This window comes from Schlesneria sp., assembly GCF_036405755.1.
Lineage (GTDB): Bacteria > Planctomycetota > Planctomycetia > Planctomycetales > Planctomycetaceae > Schlesneria > Schlesneria sphaerica.
Genome location: NZ_DASWWZ010000011.1, coordinates 1 through 15,903, shown reverse-complemented (window position 1 = coordinate 15,903; position 15,903 = coordinate 1). Strand labels below are relative to the sequence as shown.

Annotated in this window: 10 protein-coding genes and 1 pseudogene; 7 read left to right on the top strand and 4 right to left on the bottom strand. The window is 56.1% G+C overall.

Annotation, left to right across the window (positions count from 1 at the left end):
* A partial coding sequence (locus tag VGE80_RS00395) for a WD40 repeat domain-containing serine/threonine protein kinase (RefSeq protein WP_440591271.1) occupies positions 1 to 2,075 on the top strand: 2,075 nt, incomplete at its 5' end.
* A 22-nt stretch (positions 2,076 to 2,097) separates the two neighbouring features.
* On the opposite strand, the gene VGE80_RS00390 is transcribed toward VGE80_RS00395, so the two are convergent.
* The 3 genes from VGE80_RS00390 to VGE80_RS00380 all read right to left on the bottom strand — a co-directional run bounded on the left by VGE80_RS00390 (position 2,098) and on the right by VGE80_RS00380 (position 5,736).
* On the bottom strand, positions 2,098 to 3,921 hold the full coding sequence (locus VGE80_RS00390; protein ID WP_440591270.1) for a sulfatase-like hydrolase/transferase: 1,824 nt from the start codon (positions 3,919 to 3,921) through the stop codon (positions 2,098 to 2,100).
* Between the two features lie 203 nt (positions 3,922 to 4,124).
* Positions 4,125 to 4,598: a carboxypeptidase-like regulatory domain-containing protein gene (locus VGE80_RS00385; RefSeq protein WP_440591269.1), complete on the bottom strand. Its 474-nt coding sequence runs from the start codon at positions 4,596 to 4,598 to the stop codon at positions 4,125 to 4,127.
* Positions 4,599 to 4,716: 118 nt separating this feature from the next.
* Positions 4,717 to 5,736 (bottom strand): DUF1559 family PulG-like putative transporter, encoded by a 1,020-nt coding sequence (locus tag VGE80_RS00380; RefSeq protein WP_440591268.1) that lies wholly within the window; start codon positions 5,734 to 5,736, stop codon positions 4,717 to 4,719.
* A 1,535-nt stretch (positions 5,737 to 7,271) separates the two neighbouring features.
* Between VGE80_RS00380 and VGE80_RS00375 the strand changes: the two genes are divergently transcribed.
* A complete protein-coding gene (locus VGE80_RS00375; protein ID WP_373650777.1) occupies positions 7,272 to 7,994 on the top strand; it encodes a class I SAM-dependent methyltransferase in 723 nt (240 codons plus the stop codon).
* Positions 7,995 to 8,267: 273 nt separating this feature from the next.
* Here VGE80_RS00375 and VGE80_RS00370 read toward each other — a convergent pair whose 3' ends face one another.
* Positions 8,268 to 8,585, bottom strand: coding sequence for a hypothetical protein (locus tag VGE80_RS00370; protein ID WP_373650778.1), 318 nt, complete (start codon positions 8,583 to 8,585; stop codon positions 8,268 to 8,270).
* A 962-nt stretch (positions 8,586 to 9,547) separates the two neighbouring features.
* Here VGE80_RS00370 and VGE80_RS00365 point away from each other — a divergent pair.
* The 5 genes and pseudogenes from VGE80_RS00365 to VGE80_RS00345 form a co-directional block, all read left to right on the top strand.
* The gene (locus tag VGE80_RS00365; RefSeq protein ID WP_373650779.1) at positions 9,548 to 10,273 is read left to right on the top strand and encodes a hypothetical protein; all 726 of its coding nucleotides are present in this window, start codon (positions 9,548 to 9,550) and stop codon (positions 10,271 to 10,273) included.
* Positions 10,274 to 10,644: 371 nt separating this feature from the next.
* On the top strand, positions 10,645 to 11,739 hold the full coding sequence (locus tag VGE80_RS00360; RefSeq protein ID WP_440591267.1) for an ABC transporter ATP-binding protein: 1,095 nt from the start codon (positions 10,645 to 10,647) through the stop codon (positions 11,737 to 11,739).
* 86 nt (positions 11,740 to 11,825) lie between these two features.
* Entirely contained in the window at positions 11,826 to 13,049 is a 1,224-nt protein-coding gene (locus VGE80_RS00355) for an ABC transporter permease (RefSeq protein ID WP_373650781.1), read from the top strand.
* Between the two features lie 238 nt (positions 13,050 to 13,287).
* On the top strand, positions 13,288 to 15,084 hold the full coding sequence (gene recJ / locus VGE80_RS00350; protein ID WP_440591266.1) for a single-stranded-DNA-specific exonuclease RecJ: 1,797 nt from the start codon (positions 13,288 to 13,290) through the stop codon (positions 15,082 to 15,084).
* A 274-nt stretch (positions 15,085 to 15,358) separates the two neighbouring features.
* Positions 15,359 to 15,903: pseudogene (locus tag VGE80_RS00345) on the top strand (AlgP family protein); the annotation flags it as partial.

The following is a 15,903-nucleotide window of genomic DNA, read 5'->3' as shown; positions in this document are numbered from 1 at the left end:
CAACGCTCGAAGTCCTGGCTACCGAGGGGACTGATCTGTCGAGCGTGGTGGGGAGCTTGCGCGAGTCCGCCCCTCCTGCCAATTCGGGCTACTGGAAAGCGGTCGAACAAGTTGAGGCGGTGCTTGAAGAGACGCTCGTTCCCAAAGTGAGCGTCCTGAAACGCGATGTCTCGCTCGACTTTCTCGAACCCCCCGTTGACGCCGCATACCTGGGACGAATTTCTCACTTTGATGTGATGCGTGTTCTGGGGCGGGGGGGGATGGGCGTCGTTCTCGAGGCGTTTGACTCTCATTTGCAGCGGAATGTTGCTCTGAAGGTGTTGGACCCTGATCTGGCAGAAGATGACATTGCCCGTCAGCGTTTCTGCCGAGAGGCCCGCGCAGCCGCGTCGATCACACACGAAAATGTTGTGGCGGTGCACCAGGTGGAAAGATCGGGCGCCAATGGGCTTCCCTACCTTGTGATGCAGTTGATCACGGGAGAATCGCTGGAACAGCGATTGACCCGAGAAAAAAGCATGTCGATGCGCGAAGTCGTACGCATCGGGATGCAAGTTGCAAACGGGCTGGCAGCCGCTTATGCCCAGGGGCTGATTCACAGGGATATCAAGCCCGGAAATATTCTGCTTGAGCAATCGAATGACCGCGTGAAGCTGACGGACTTTGGTCTGGCTCGTGCTACGGAAGATGTGAAGCTGACACGTTCTGGTTTTGTCTCTGGCACGCCCCTGTATATGGCTCCCGAGCAGGCGATGGGGGAAGAACCGGACCACCGGTCGGACCTCTTCAGCCTCGGGGCTGTGATGTACGAGATGGTTGCCGGGCAGCCCCCTTTTACAGGCAATTCTGCACTCGCGATTCTGAAGCGTATCAGTGATACGAAGCATCAGTCGCTTCGTGAACTGAACCCTGAAGTCCCCGGATGGCTGGCCGATACGATCGATCAACTGCTTGCCAAGAAGCCGTCCGATCGAATCCAGTCAGCCACGCACCTTGCTGAACTGCTTGAGTTTCAACTTGCCCTGATGAAAACGTCGGAAGATGTACCTACGGTTTGCCGGATTGAGGCCAGTAAAGAAGCGGCGCGTCAACGCTGGATTTCGGCGGCGATTGGTGTGGGATTCTTGAGTCTCGGTTTGCTGGGTGGGATGTTGATCGCAAACCGCCCTTCTTCTGTCAGCACTGCCCCCGGTTCAGCAACCAAACCATTGGCGGTTCTCAGCGCTAATTCGGGTACCGTCTGGTCCGTAGCCTTCAGTCCGTCCAGTGACTTGCTCGCCATGGGTGTGGAGGATGGTTCCGTACGGATCTGGGACGTTCAATCCCGTAGCGTGAAATCGACCCTCAATGCCCACCGAGCGGCCGTCTGGTCAGCTCAGTTCACGCGCAAAGGAGACTTGCTGGCGACTGCAGGTGACGATGGTCTGATCAAGCTGTGGGATCTGTCCTTCTCGGAACCCAGGTTCACCTTCGAAAACCCCCACGCGGTGAGAAGCATCGTTTTCTCACACGATGATCAGGTGCTTTATGCAGGGAATAAAGACGGGGGAATTAAAGCCTGGTCACTGGAAACGAATCAATCCGTGGCCCAGGCTCACCAACCCAGTGCCATCTATGCTTTGGCAATTTCGCCCGACAACGAGACCCTTGCCAGTTCGGGAAGTGATAAGGTTGTTCGACTCTGGAATGCTCGCAATCTGACGCAGAAATTGCTGCTGGAGGGACATTCTGGCCCGGTCTATGGTCTCGCCTTCAACCACGACGGTCACCAGTTGGCGTCGGTGGGGTGGGATAAGATGATCCGCATCTGGGATGCTGATAGTGGGCTTCTGCTGCGATCCTGGGATGGCAAAGGGGACGACATCTGGGGCGTGGCATACTCTCCAGATGGAAAACGCCTCGCCACGGGGGGGCACGAGGGAGTAGTGAAACTCTGGAATCCGGAAACAGGACAACTGCTCGATGAATTTCTGGGCCACAAGATTGCGGTGCACAACCTGAAGTTCAACCAGGACGGACATCTCCTGGCATCCGGAGGCCGAGACGGGACCGTCCGGATCTGGAAGATCGAGTAATCGTTACCTTGCGTGTGTGGTTTCAGGGTGAGCGGAGGGCGCGGTGCATTAGCTCGGCGCCCTCTTGCGCGGCACGATTCCCGGGATTAATTCTCAGCACGGTCGTGTAATAGTGCAGGGCGGTCCGGGCGTCCCCCCTTCGCTGGTAGACTTCCCCGAGAAACAGATTTCCCGTTTCCGAATCTGGCCGAAGCTTCAGCAGTTCCTGGAAATGCAGCTCGGCGAGGTCGAGTTTCTGGAGCTTCAGGTAAGTAAAGCCGAGCATGTCGTGAGCCCGGTCGGAATGAGGGTCAATTTCGAGGCTCAGCTTGAACCACTTTTCGGCTTCTTCGTAGTTCTGCTGAATCATCCGACAGAGTCCCAGGTTTAATCGGGCTCGAATGAAGTTCGGGGCAGTCGACGCGATGGGCTCGAGAATGACTGCCGCAGCGTCGAATTTCTTCTGTTCGATCAAGTGGATTGCCTCGTCGACCCCGTTGAGGTGTACGAGCATGTCCTTGATGTCTGGAAGCTCCTTCTGACCTTTAAGATCGAGTGCAGCACGGGCGGGGCCGCCTGTGTATCCAAGACTCTCCAACGCCCGACGATCTTGAGCGGAAAGTTCGACGTTCTCTCCTGAACGGAGGCGAAGCTTCTCTTCAAAGATCGCGAGTTCGTTTTCCAGATCGTTCAGAACGTCTGAATTTGTCACGGCGAGGTTCACGAGTTCCGACGGATCCGCAGTCAGATCATACAGTTCCGGGCGTGTCGATCGGACATACCGCCACCGCTCGGTTGTCAGCCCCCGCAGAGGGGACCAGAACGCTTGCAGGTAAGGTTCATCTGTCAGCGAGTAGCAGGTACGTGGTTCAAGGGGTTGACCCGAGAGGGCAGGTTGCAGACTGCGCCCACTGATCTCAGGTGGGACAGGCGCACCTGCCGCGTTCAGCAGAGTCGGGAAGAGATCGACTAAAGGAACCGGTTGAGTCACCCGTCGGCCAGGGGACTGAATTCGAGGATCCACCACAATCAAGGGGACCCGCAAGGTCGATTCGTGAAGCGTAAATCCGTGAGTCAGCTCTCCGTGCTCGCCCAGGCTCTCTCCATGGTCACCGACGACCAGAATGTAAGTCTTGTCCCTGATCCCCAACTCGTCCAGTGTTTTCAACAGCCTCCCCACGAGCAGGTCGGTATAGGCGAGTTCCCCGTCATACGGCTGATTGTCAAATCGATTGCCGAATTCATCCGGATGAAGAAGGTACGGCTCGTGCGGATCGTAGAGGTGGACCCAGCAGAGAAAGGGGGATGGGGACGGTCTGGAAGTCGATTTCTGCAGCCAGCGGCATGCGGAATCAATCACCAACTTGCCATCCCTGTAACGGTGGAGTTCGTCACCCTCCGGACTCGCAGTCGAAAGGTCATCGTCGTAGTGCTCGAACCCGCGGCTCAGACCGAACCGCGACTGGAGGACGAACGCGCTGACGAAGGCGGCGCTGTGATATCCGACCTGTTTAACGAGCTCGGCAAGTATGGGGATTCCGGGTAGCAGGCTCGTCTGCCCATTCGTGACCACTCCATGTTCAGGAGGCCACAATCCTGTGAACATCGACGTGTGGGAAGGGGCCGTCATGGGAGCCGGTGCGTAGGCGCGCTCGAACAGAATTCCCCTTTGAGCCAGGGAATCCAGATGAGGTGTCTCCGCTCTTGGGTATCCATAACATCCCAGGCGGTCTGCGCGTGTCGTATCAAGAGTGATAACAAGGATGTTCAGCCGAGGCTGCTGTCCTCGCATCAGGATTATGCACGCAATCAGAACGGTGGCCGCGACACAAACGCCGCCCCAAACCATTTTGGACCTGACTTGCATCGAATCTCCTGGGGGCGAAAGGAGGTTGTTGTTCACAGTCGCAGAAAGTAACGTGAGGGGAACCGGGGGACTACGATAATGAAGTCATCCCGGTTTTTCCTCTCGAACCTTTCTGGCTATTCACACAATGGGTTGGTCTGTGAACAACCACGACCCCAACGGCCCTCAGCGAAGGGACAGTATTCAGGTTGATCAACTTGAGCTTATTTTTTCCTTTTCTCCAGTTTGAAATCGTAGGGGGATTTGCCGCTTGCCACGTCTGCCACCAGCTTCGATTCCACGGCATACTGTCGTGGAAGCTCCTCCTTTGCACCAAAATTCATCGGGCCTCCGGGATTTTTGGGGTCTGGCTTCCAGACGGACCCATCGGCTTTCACCATTCGACTGACTGAAACACGATATTTGCCGGGAATTGCTCCTGTTTTCGGCTTGCCGTCCGGGCCGAGCGACCTGAGTTCATACTTTCCGGATTCATCCGTGGTTCCGACGGCCCCTTTGCCTTGAGTCTGTTCGAGTGGTGTAAACGAAACAGTTGCATCGACCAGCGGCTTGCCATCAAAAGTAATCGTGCCGGATGCGGGAACCGGATCGGGCCACTTGGGGAGTTTCGGGCCGCCTCCACAACCCAGGACGACCGTTAAGCTGAGAAGAATGAGTGCTCTCAAACCAAATTTCATACGGGGAATCCTTACCTAAATACGAGCCAACTGAGGGGAATAGCGCGAGCGCTGCCAGATGAAGGATCTGGCAGCGCTTCAAAAGAACCTGCGCAGGAAATTCGAATCCGCCGAAGGATTAGAATTCGCTGGGATTGACGCCGTCTGAGACGTAGCCAAGAGCCGCCTGTGCCTGTCCGGCAATATTTTCGCTGATAAAGCGAACTGCCCCGTCACCCATTAGCACGTGACATCCCCCCACGTGGACGCTACCCGGCGAACTCCATTGTCCCAGTCGGCCGTAGAGATAGGTTGATGGGTCGTTGTTGTAGGTCCACTGATTGATTGGCGTCCATGGCCAACTCTGTCCGGGCCCCGCATAAGGGCCGACGAAGTCGATTCCCAAGTTGACGTGACAGACGTATGTCCAGCCCCCCAGAGTTCCGTTGTACTTCTCCCGTGTCTGTTCCGCCATGACGACGCAATTACTGCTGCCGTCTGCCCAATCCCGCATTTGTGTCCCCTTGTCGGCACCAAACGCACGACGGTTTTTCAGGTCTTGTAACGTCCAGTAGTGGTTGTAGTAGTACTCAAGGTAGGTGGCACACATGGCGTAGTTGGTACGGTATCCTCCAGCCTGAGTTGCACTGATGCTGTAATATTTGTTCGCTGCAGTGTAGTAGTCACTCCCTGGATCCGAGGGACACTTGAAGAGAGCGACCTTCGTTTTCGACAATTCCGCATTGACATTCGGATCGCCTTGAACAGTTGAGTCGCTATGGAGGCCGTAGACATGAGACCAACTCGCGGCGTGTTGGAAGTTCCAAGCGTTGTAGAGTGGAGCCTGGTCAATGTAGGGAGCCAACAAAAGCAAACCTGAAAGATTGACTTGTCTGGGGATGGCCACTGCTCCGCCAGAAGTGAAGGCTTCGTATCCACCCACCCCGGGTGAGATCGCCAACGGTGGGAAGCAGGAGTGAGTATCGTGGTAGTTGTGGAGAGCCAATCCCAGATTCTTCAGATTGTTCTTGCACTGTGTCCGACGGGCCGCTTCCCGAGCCTGCTGCACCGCCGGAAGCAGCAGTGCGATCAGAACTGCGATGATCGCGATGACCACCAGCAGCTCAATTAACGTAAAGCCAACGCGACGCGATTTCATCAGATGCTCCTTGTCGTCTAGAAAAGCAAGGATAAAAACAACCGCAAGTGCGGTATCAACGCAGATGAACGCAGAAGCTGAAGCGAAGTCGAAATAAAAACATCCAGGCACGAAGGTGCCCGGCGATGGAATTTCAGTTCGAGGCGTCGGCCGAAGTTGGCGATGGGATCCTGAAGCGAATCAAATCAGAAACTAAAACAATACCAATCAGAAGTTCAGTGAAGAACGTAAAGTACTGCTGAGAAAGGAGTGTTTCTGGATGGTCACCCAACGAAACGAAGTTTCACCTATGGTGTGCACTGAGAGTGCCGAATGACTGAATTTAGGTATACTGCTGCGGCAAGCCGAAGTAGTCAAGCGAAAAATCCGAATCGTGATCCTTCTTTTCGGATAATTCTTAGGCATTTTTGATCGTAAATTATGCACATGCTAACATCATGGCGGATTTCATGCGGACGTATCGATCAGCGTCACAATAAGCTCGCATCCTGAGTAGCATGCGAGAAACTGCGAGTGAAGGTTCATAGCATGTTCTCTCTGAATGCCCGGTGAAATCACGAGAAATATTTGCCTCTACTTTTGCCCTGAAAGCTGCAACGGAATCCAAACACCGTCCATGCTTCAGCGTATGGATGTTTCAGCGGCAGACCTGGAAAATTCCTGAGAACTCCTACCGAATCCTGTTCGCTAGTCCGCAAACGACGATTCCCGCTAGGCGTCCTCGAAGGCCACGGTGGCTCTCTTCCGGTGCTTTGGAGCTCACGTCAGATGGAGAGGCAATCAGCCTCCCCGTCTGCGGAAAGCCTGGGCCAGAGATCGGCAAGGCACACTGGCCTTCAATGCCTGACTACCTCTGTGTCCTGAGCGGAGGATCCCGGTTGCGGGGCTGCAATGGAGCGGAGGTGAGTCACGGGACCGGATAAGTCGGTCGTCGTTTCCGTTGGTGTCCCGCTCCGTGGCCCCTCTGCTGATGCCGTTTCCGGGGGGGCATCAGATCCTTCGGAACACCATCTCGCGCCGTTGGAAATTTCTGACGGTTTAACTCGACCTGAGTTGAAACGTTGTGGTCCCTTAGAAGGGCGTCAATTCGCAAGACGTTCGAGGAGGAAGTCTGGATTCGAGCCTTCCACAACAACTGGACTGTTTTCCTGGACGCTACAGCCGAACTGACAGTCCGCGACTCGCATGCGATCTGAAGTCCATCTCGAAGGTGAGCACTGGCGGCCTCTCTGATGTAACACGGGCCGAGATTTTGAGTGCAAGGGGAAGTTTCGTCCCGAGTCGCGTATTGTTTCTGCCGGGAATGACACTCTTTGCGACCCGCTTGCTGGTCAATTGCGCGACGCCCTCGGCGGCGTCAGCTGGACCGCCCGGGAATTTCGCGGTGCGATGCTGGTTTGCAGGCTGTGACTGGCCAAGCCATCTTGACCCTCATTTGAGGGAGACATATACAGTCGCTTCAGGTCGTATTGAGCGAATTGCCGTGGGCAACACTTCCGTTTCCGAATTCTTCGGTATCAGATTGAGAGGCACCTGTGGTTGGCAAAGTTCACCTCTCGCACAATCACCGTTTTTCAACCGCACTCGAACTTCCTGTCCGGATGTTGAAGCAGATCCTGGTCAGTCGCAATGTTCCGTTTGGGGGCCGGGTGCTCGTGGCGGGCTGCGGACATGGCGAACTGGTTGCATTTCTGGACGGGATTGCGTACCAGGTGGATGCAGTGACGGACTCGCCCGAAGAAATTGAACAATTGCGGAAACGGTGTCCTCAGTACGACTTCCATTATGCGCGGCTTGACGAAGCCGTGGGAGCTCCCCCAGACGTCTTTGATTTGATTCTTGTGCAGGATCTGTGCGTCTATCGGAACAATCTGCTTGACCTGGGAACACGTTCGGCCACGGCCAATCTCCTGGCTTGCTTGAAGCCCGGGGGAGATCTGGTGTTCGTCCGGAAGCAGGACGGTCCCATGGGCTGTGGCACCGGACACGAAGCGGGGTGCTGGAAGCGGCATCTTGCCTGCTTTCCCGGGCAGATTACGATTAATCAGTACCCGGAAAGTTTCTTCGGGCGATCAACGTGGGATTGGTTTTGTGGAAATCGGGATCATGGCGACTACTTTACCGTGACGATGCAGTCCCCCCCTGAAAAACTCAATCGTAACTTCTGGCGAGATTTTGCGCGTCGCGGGCTGATGACGGGCCAGGGAAAATGTTGCGCAGGGCAGGCCGCAGGCGTTCCCGCCCTCCGAGCGGCGTGACTCGACATCGGCGTTCAGCCCGACTGACTTTGAAGTTCCCTCAGCGGGGGAATGATGATTTGTCTGCTGGAACCAGCCATTCAACCCATCCCCAAGAGGTCCCTTCCCGGCTTGTGGAGGAACCTCGCCTCGGGGCTGGAGCGGGCTCGCTTTACCCAGCAACGCGCCTTTGTCTGAGCAACGAGACAATCCGTCCGCTTGCGCTCACTTCCCTGTAGCGGTGGGGACGTTCGGGCTGAAGTGGGACTTTCGAAGCTTCGATTTCTTCCGTGGTCAATTCTCGTGCCGCTTCGGTTCGTCACCCTGATGAATCATGGGAAATCGCTTCCGAAAGATCAGCTTTTCCCACCACCGGGCAGGACGGAGTCGGGGATCGCTGATCGCGAGGTCATGAAATTTGCCTCTGCGGGTAATGACTCGCACTTTTTCGGGCGACTGAATCTCGGCGACGGTCCAGTACTTGGGGACTTCATACGAATATCCGTCTCCCGAGGGGACGGCATAGACATGCTGAGCACGACGGCCTGGCTGCAGGCCGAACTTGCTCACGAAACACACGACAGGATCACCTACCCGAAATCGATTTTGCATGTCGACCACCCTCGTCCGCTGCTTGTGGTGAAATTTGAGTCGCAAAAATCAGATTGATATCGAAATCCCGCAGCTATTTTCCCGATCCCCGCCGACTTTACCGACGGAGCGAATTTTGTTCCAAACGCTGAAGTTGGCTTTACTCCCCAGCCCCAGCGGCGCCTCATGCCGATAATTTTGCGGTCCAACTGCTCATCTGCACTCTCTTTTCTGACGATTCTCCACTCTTTGTCGACGACGAGACCGATTGTGTCAATCTTAACGGTTTTCGGGGGCTAGGGCGGCCTGCACAAGATTTACACTCTGATCGCCTGCCGTTTTCGCAACTCATGAGTCTGCCAATTGATCGGACGCACCCGTTGTCCTGAGGAGGCGACAGGGCGCGAGTACCCAAACCAGGACAGGGGGAGAGGGCTGCTTCTCTTGAGGCAACGATCGCCCCTGCGGAGTCTCTCTCACGCCGCTGACTCACCCTTGAAACTCAGCAGAATTCGATTGTTCGGCCACCAATGTTTCGAGCAGGCCTGAAGAACGGCTCCCCGGACCGGCGTGTCAACGTGTCAACACGTCGACGCACAGGTGTCGTCAAACTGTTGAGTTCCGTTCGACTGACGGTTTTCCCCGGGAAACGGAGAGGGAGCGCGCCTTGCCCGAAGAGTCGACCTTGCGCAAAACGCAGGTGATTCCGATTTCGTCAACTATGGCCCGCGAGTGGATTGACCGGTCGGCACGAAATGCCGCCATCTTCCGGGGATCTTCCTGACGATCTAACACCAGTTCCCGTTAAAGGCTGCAAGCGATGTCTCGGATCTGCCTAGATTGCCCAGATTGGAACACTCTTTGCTTCCTCAATGGCTTCATCATGTGGTGACAGTTTCATTCGCCGGCAGGATTGCAAAGGGCCCTGAAGTCCCGAATCCGACAACAAAGAATCCGAAAAGAAGAGCCTGGAGTAATCCCAGATGAGCCGATTAAGCACTTCACATGATTTGCTGCAATCCCGACTGTCGATTTCCACTGCCGATTTTCCACAAACGCAGACAGCGGACTGGGGTTCATCGATCCCGGGGATTTCTCGCGTCATCAGGAAGCTGGGGGTATCCGAGTTTCGGCGACGGCTTTTCCACATGACGCCTGCGCTGCTTCCCGCCGTTCTGCCCTTCCTCGATCATCCCGATCCCTGGGGCATGCTGTTAATGGGGGCCGTGGCGACAATTGCTGTTGTGGTGATTGTGCTCTCGATCGTGCTCGCCCCGTACATCAAACGGAATGGCGAAACAGACTGGCGATATGCCGTCTGGGGATACATGATCCCGGTGATTGCGCCGATCCTGTTGTTCCCTGACCGAGCAGAATGGGGGCTGATGACGCTGCAGATTCTCGCCCTGGGAGACGGTTCCGCCACTCTCGGCGGGCTGATGTTTGGTGGACGACGCCTTCCCTGGAACCCTCGTAAAACTGTTGCCGGCCTGGTCTGCTTCACCATGATGGGTGCGATGGGGGCAACGTTAAGTTTCTGGGCGGAAGCTCTTCCCGGCGTTCCCTTCGGAATTGCCTTTGCGATCTGCGGGACCGCTTCGCTCTGTGCGGGGTTGGTGGAGTCGCTCCCGATTCGCTCAAACGACAATTTCCGCGTCGGTATGTCAGCTCTCCTCTCGGGAATTTTCATGACGATGCTGCTGACCTGATTCTGATCCAAGCGAGTTCAACATTTCCAGTCGTGCCGACACCAGGGGAATACTCTCGGTTTTCCGAGAGTTCCCGGAAAATTCGTCGTAAGTGGCCGGGGTAGCCGGTCGATGGAAAGATTGAAAATGATGGAGCTTCGCACAGACAACTTGCATCTGCCGGTCCTCAGGGGGCCGGTGAACGGTGGGACCTACGTCCTGGGAGAAAGCTGAAAACAGAGAACAGGGAGCACAATTTTTGCTGTTCGAAATGGAATCGTGAAGCAGAAACAATGTGAAGTTCAATTGAGAACTGAGCAGGAACGTTCAGGAAGTTTTTCAGTATGGCATCAGGATTCGCCTCTACAGCATCGGCGGGCCGATCGAGTTGGTTGTCTGAACGACCTGCTCGTGCCGCCCAGCGTCCACAGACACGCGAGCACGTTCAGAGCGCCGCGGTGGCAGAGTCGGGAATCGACCTGGCTGCCGTCGTTCATCTGCGTAAGAGTTACGGTGATCATGTCGCCGTGCACGATGTCAGCTTTTCGCTGCACAGTGGAGAAGTGTTGGGACTTCTTGGACCCAACGGTGCTGGAAAAAGCACGACCATGATGATGCTGGCCGGGTTGCTGACGCCGACGAGTGGAGAAGTACTGCTGGATGGGCAGCGTTTTGATGGCCGGAATCATGAACTGCGACGGATGCTGGGGGTTGTGCCGCAAGAGTACGCGATCTACCAGGAACTGAACGCCGTCGACAACCTGATGTTCTTCGGCAAGCTTTACGGGCTCAGTGGACCTGCTCTCAAGTCCCGCTGCGACGAGGTGCTCGAACAGGTCGGCCTGACGGAAAGTGCCCTGCGTCCCTCCCGCACATACTCTGGCGGAATGAAGCGGCGTCTGAATTTCGGCGTCGCCCTGATCCACCGGCCCTCGGTCCTGATTCTCGATGAACCCACCGTGGGTGTGGATCCGCAGTCGCGGTCTCACTTGCTGGACTGTGTCCGACAGCAGGCCGCGGACGGGGTCGGGATCATCTACGCCAGCCATTACATGGAAGAGGTTCAGTCGATTTGCAGCCGTGTTGCCATCATTGACCATGGACGCGTCCTGGCCAATGATACGATTCCGAATCTGCTGGGGGGGACTGCATCTGATCTGCATCTATACGTTGATCGTACCCAGGGGATTACCTGTGAACTCGGTGGCCTGGCTGAACTGGGGACAGGAAGCGACGGAAATCCGGCTGTCATCATTCCAGGCGAGTCGACATTGATGACGAATCCCTCCGACGCATGTTCATTAAGATACGGACTGAACCTGACCGCGAAGGAACCGACTCGCGTTCCCGTCGAACTGTCATGGAGACTGCAGATGGTTCTTCACAAGCTGGGCAATCTGGGGGTTCGAGTGCTGCGTGTAGAAACGCAGCAATCCAATCTGGAGCGACTGTTCCTTCAACTGACGGGCAACCGATTGCGCGACTGACAATGTGCTTGGAATCGCGTCTGCTTGTTTGGACTCAAGACAGTCTGCTTCGTCATCGACTTTTTGAAAATGGATGAGTTTCAACGATGTCTGCCTGGCACATCACTTCAAAAGATCTTCTGCTGCTATTTCAAGACAGACGAGCACTCGTGCTGTTGCTCATCTTACCCCTGATGTTCATTTCGATTGTCGGGATGTCGACCGGACAGTTGCTGACGCGCGACGAATCGACCGAACGTTTCAAAATTGCCGTCGTTGATCTGGACGCAACCGAGACCTCGCACGATCTGGTCGCTGACCTGTCCAGGAAGCCTGAGTTACTGATTACCACCGTTGCCTCTGAATCCCTTGGAAAAGAACTGATGGCGCGCGGGGACGCGTCGCTGGTTCTGGTGATCGGAGATCAATTTGAAGAGCGGGTGGAAGAATTGAGTCTGAGTGACATATTCAATCCGAAAGAGGCATTGGCGGTTTCGGGACTGAGTGCCATTGATCTCAATGTTCACATGAAGCCTAACTCTGCCGGATTGGGACGGCTGCTGGAAGGTGTTCTCCGCGCGCAGGTAATTGGCTTTGTCGCTCCGATTACGGCACGAAAAAACCCGGTGACCCGTGCCTGGGTGACACCCCGGGAAGAGACGGAAGACGAAGCGGGTATGGTTGGGCTGGTCGAGTCGGAATCGCCGAAGTCCTCGTCTAAAGTGAATGGAGTCTATCTCTGGGTAGTTCCCGGATTCACCGTCATGTTTGCGTTCTTCGTGATCAGCATCATGGCACGGTCATTCATCATCGAACGAGATCAGGGGACGTTGCGCCGGCTGATGATGGCACCCATCAACACCGTTTCCGTTCTGTTAGGTAAGACCGTTCCGTTCTTCCTGACTTCCGTACTCCAGTGCTCGTTGCTGTTTCTATGCGGACGAATTCTGTTTGGCATGCCTTGGGGAAACCAGCCGTTCTATCTGATTCCCGTGATCCTCAGCACGTCCGCCGCCGCGACGGCACTCGGGCTTTTGCTGTCAACTCTTGTTCACACAGATCAGCAGGTTTCCTCATACGGAACGACGTTGATTCTGATGTTCAGCAGCATCAGTGGTTGTTTCTTTCCGCGTGAACTGTTTCCCAAAGCGATGCGCCAGATCAGTCTGGTCACTCCTCACGCGTGGTCCCTCAAGGCGTTCGATGCGGTGCTGACACAGCCGGTGGTTGATCCGCAGGCGGTCCTGATGTGCTGCGGTATGCTGCTGGTCTTTGCGGCCGTGTTTTTTACGACCGGCTGGTGGCGATTCCGGCTGAGCGCACAGGGGTGATGGGCAGTGCGGCTCAGGGTCATTGCACGCTGAGCGATTCCCAGTCATTCGCACTCTCTTTATCACTTACTTTCTGCGGTACGGATTGAGGCCCGACTTTGGGGGCGTCCCGGGTCGAGAGGCGCCTTCCAAACCACGTCGCGCTTTGACTTCGATTCTTCCCCCTGCTGTAATTCAGGCAGGAAATCCTCTTTGACTGCACATCGGCTGGATAACGCCCCAAAAACGGAGTGGTGGGATGCATCGAATTTGGCGAGTTGCTCCCCATGACCGGGGGTATGTGAAGAATCTCAGCGCGACTCTGAAGATTACTCCACTCGTCGCACAAGTCCTGGTTGCACGCGGGCATCATCTGCCGGAATCTGCAGAGGCGTATCTGGCAAAAAAACTGACGACGCTGCATGACCCTGAAACCCTGCCAGGTGTCAGCCAGGCCGCCGATCGGATTGTTGCCGCCATCCAGTCTGGTCGTCGGATTACCATCTACGGTGACTATGATGTCGACGGGGTGACGTCAACCAGTCTCTTGTGGCACTGTCTGCAACTGAACGGTGCCAAGGTCGATTACTACATTCCCAGTCGACTGGAAGAAGGGTACGGGCTGAACTGTGAAGCAATTCGTCAGCTTTCGGCGGAAGATCCGTCCCGTCTGCTGGTGACGGTCGACTGCGGAATTTCCAGTACGGCGGAAGCCGAGCTGGCGCGAGAGCTTGGTCTGGAGCTGATTATCACCGACCATCACACGATCGGTGCGAAGTTGCCATGTGCCGACGTACTGGTGCACCCACGTCTTCCGGGTGATCATCCCCCCTACGCTTTCGGTGAGCTATGCGGGGTGGGCGTGGCCTTCAAGCTGGCATGGGCAATCTGTGCACGGCTGGGCGACGGGAAAAAAGCGACCCCACGAATGCGGGAATTCCTGTTGAGCGCTGTCGGGCTGGCAGCCATTGGAACGATTGCGGACGTCGTTCCCCTGGTCGATGAAAATCGTGTCATTGTCCACTTCGGTCTGGCGAGTCTCCTGGAACGGTCGAATCCGGGGTTGAAGGAACTCCTGCGGATCGCGCGCGTCTCGGACAAGGACTCTCTACAGGCAGAAGATATTGCCTTCGCCGTCGGTCCTCGCATCAACGCTGCAGGTCGATTGGGGCAGGCACGCCTCGCTGTGGAACTTTTGACGACGCCTGACAAAGAACGCGCTGTTGCTCTGGCGGCTTATCTGGATGGTTTGAACAAAGACCGTCAGGCAGTCGAGCGAAAGATCCTCAAACAGGCCAAGCAACTGGTTGAGGAAAATGCTGAGTGGGCGGAGCATCGTGCGCTGGTGCTCGCTCACGCGGAATGGCACCCGGGCGTCATCGGAATCGTTGCCACGCGAGTTGCCGAACATTTCCAGCGACCAACGATCATGATTGCGCTGGATAAAGCCAATGGTGCTGCTCAGGGGTCAGGTCGCAGTTTCGCGGGTTTCAATTTGCACGCAGGGCTGACGGCCTGTCAGACGCTGCTGGAAACTTATGGAGGGCATCAGGCCGCTGCGGGTCTGAAGATTCGTCCGACAGAGATCGAAGCGTTTCGTGTCGCCTTCGTTGAATTTGTCGCCGCGAACCATACGGTGATGCCAGGGTCGGCAGAGCTGGCCATCGATGCGGAAGTCTTGCTCAGCGACATTACCCTGCGATCTGTTCTCGACATCCAAAAGCTGGGGCCATTCGGCGCGGCGAATCCTCGACCGATTTTTGTCGCTTCCAATGTGGAACTGGTCAGTCCCCCGAAAAAAATGGGGGAAGGAGAACGACACTTGTCGATCTTTGTCCGCCAGTTCGGGCAGCGGATGAGGGGAGTGGCGTTTGGAAAAGCAGACTGGGCCGATGAGATGGCGTCGCATGACGGCCCGATCGCGATTTGCTTCCAACCTGTTATCAACCGATTCCAGGGTCGAGAAAGCGTAGAGTTTCATCTCATCGACTGGCATCCTGAAGAGCCTCTTTCCGGCACGCCATCGTCTCAGTTGGCGAGCAGTGCTCTTCAATGAGGTTCGCTGCGATTCGCCAGTAGACCTGACATTCGCGTGGATGGAGTGGTTGCGTAGACTGTGCCACTCGAACTCTGCTCGACCATTCTTTGAAGCAGGAAAACCCAAGTCAGGAGTGTGTAAATGTTTCTTGCTTCTGAGAAATTATGACACACCTGTGAACGGTTAGTTGTCAGCAGGATGGGATGTTGACAGAATCCACACTGCAATGCCTCATGGAGTCGAGGCGCCTGTCCTTTCTGTCCCTGTTTAACTCGTTCTGGGTCTAAGCACCATGGAAGAGAAAAAGCCTTCCACTGCCGATATTCTGGCCAAGATCCGCGCTCAAAAGGCTGCGGCGGAAGCGAAACCCGGCGAGGCGCCTGCTGCAGTTCCCGAAGCAACACCCCCTGCCGAGCCAGCGGCAACAGTTGAAACTCCCGCAGCAAAAGAGGCTCCCTCCGTTGCCAAGCCTGCAGCGGCTGCGGGCCCCAAGCCAACTTCCACAAAAGATATTCTCGCGGCGATTCGTGCTGGCGGTGCAAAGCCCGGGGCGGCACCTGCCGCTGCGGCTCCTGACGCGCCGGTCGCAGCGACGCCTGCTGCTGCTGCACCGAAGGTTGCTGCTGCTGCGGGGCCCAAGTTAAGCACGCAGGAGATGCTGCAAAAAATTCGGGAAGCGAAAGGGGCCGGGAGTGCTGCTCCTGCGGCCACCGCAGCGACGGTCAAGCCGACGACACCGGTTGCTGCTCCACCGATGCCGGCAAAGCCAACGCCAGCAGGAAAGTCAGGCAAGCCCACCGCCACGCAACGTGGAATGGCGGGGTTGTCGGTTGTTGC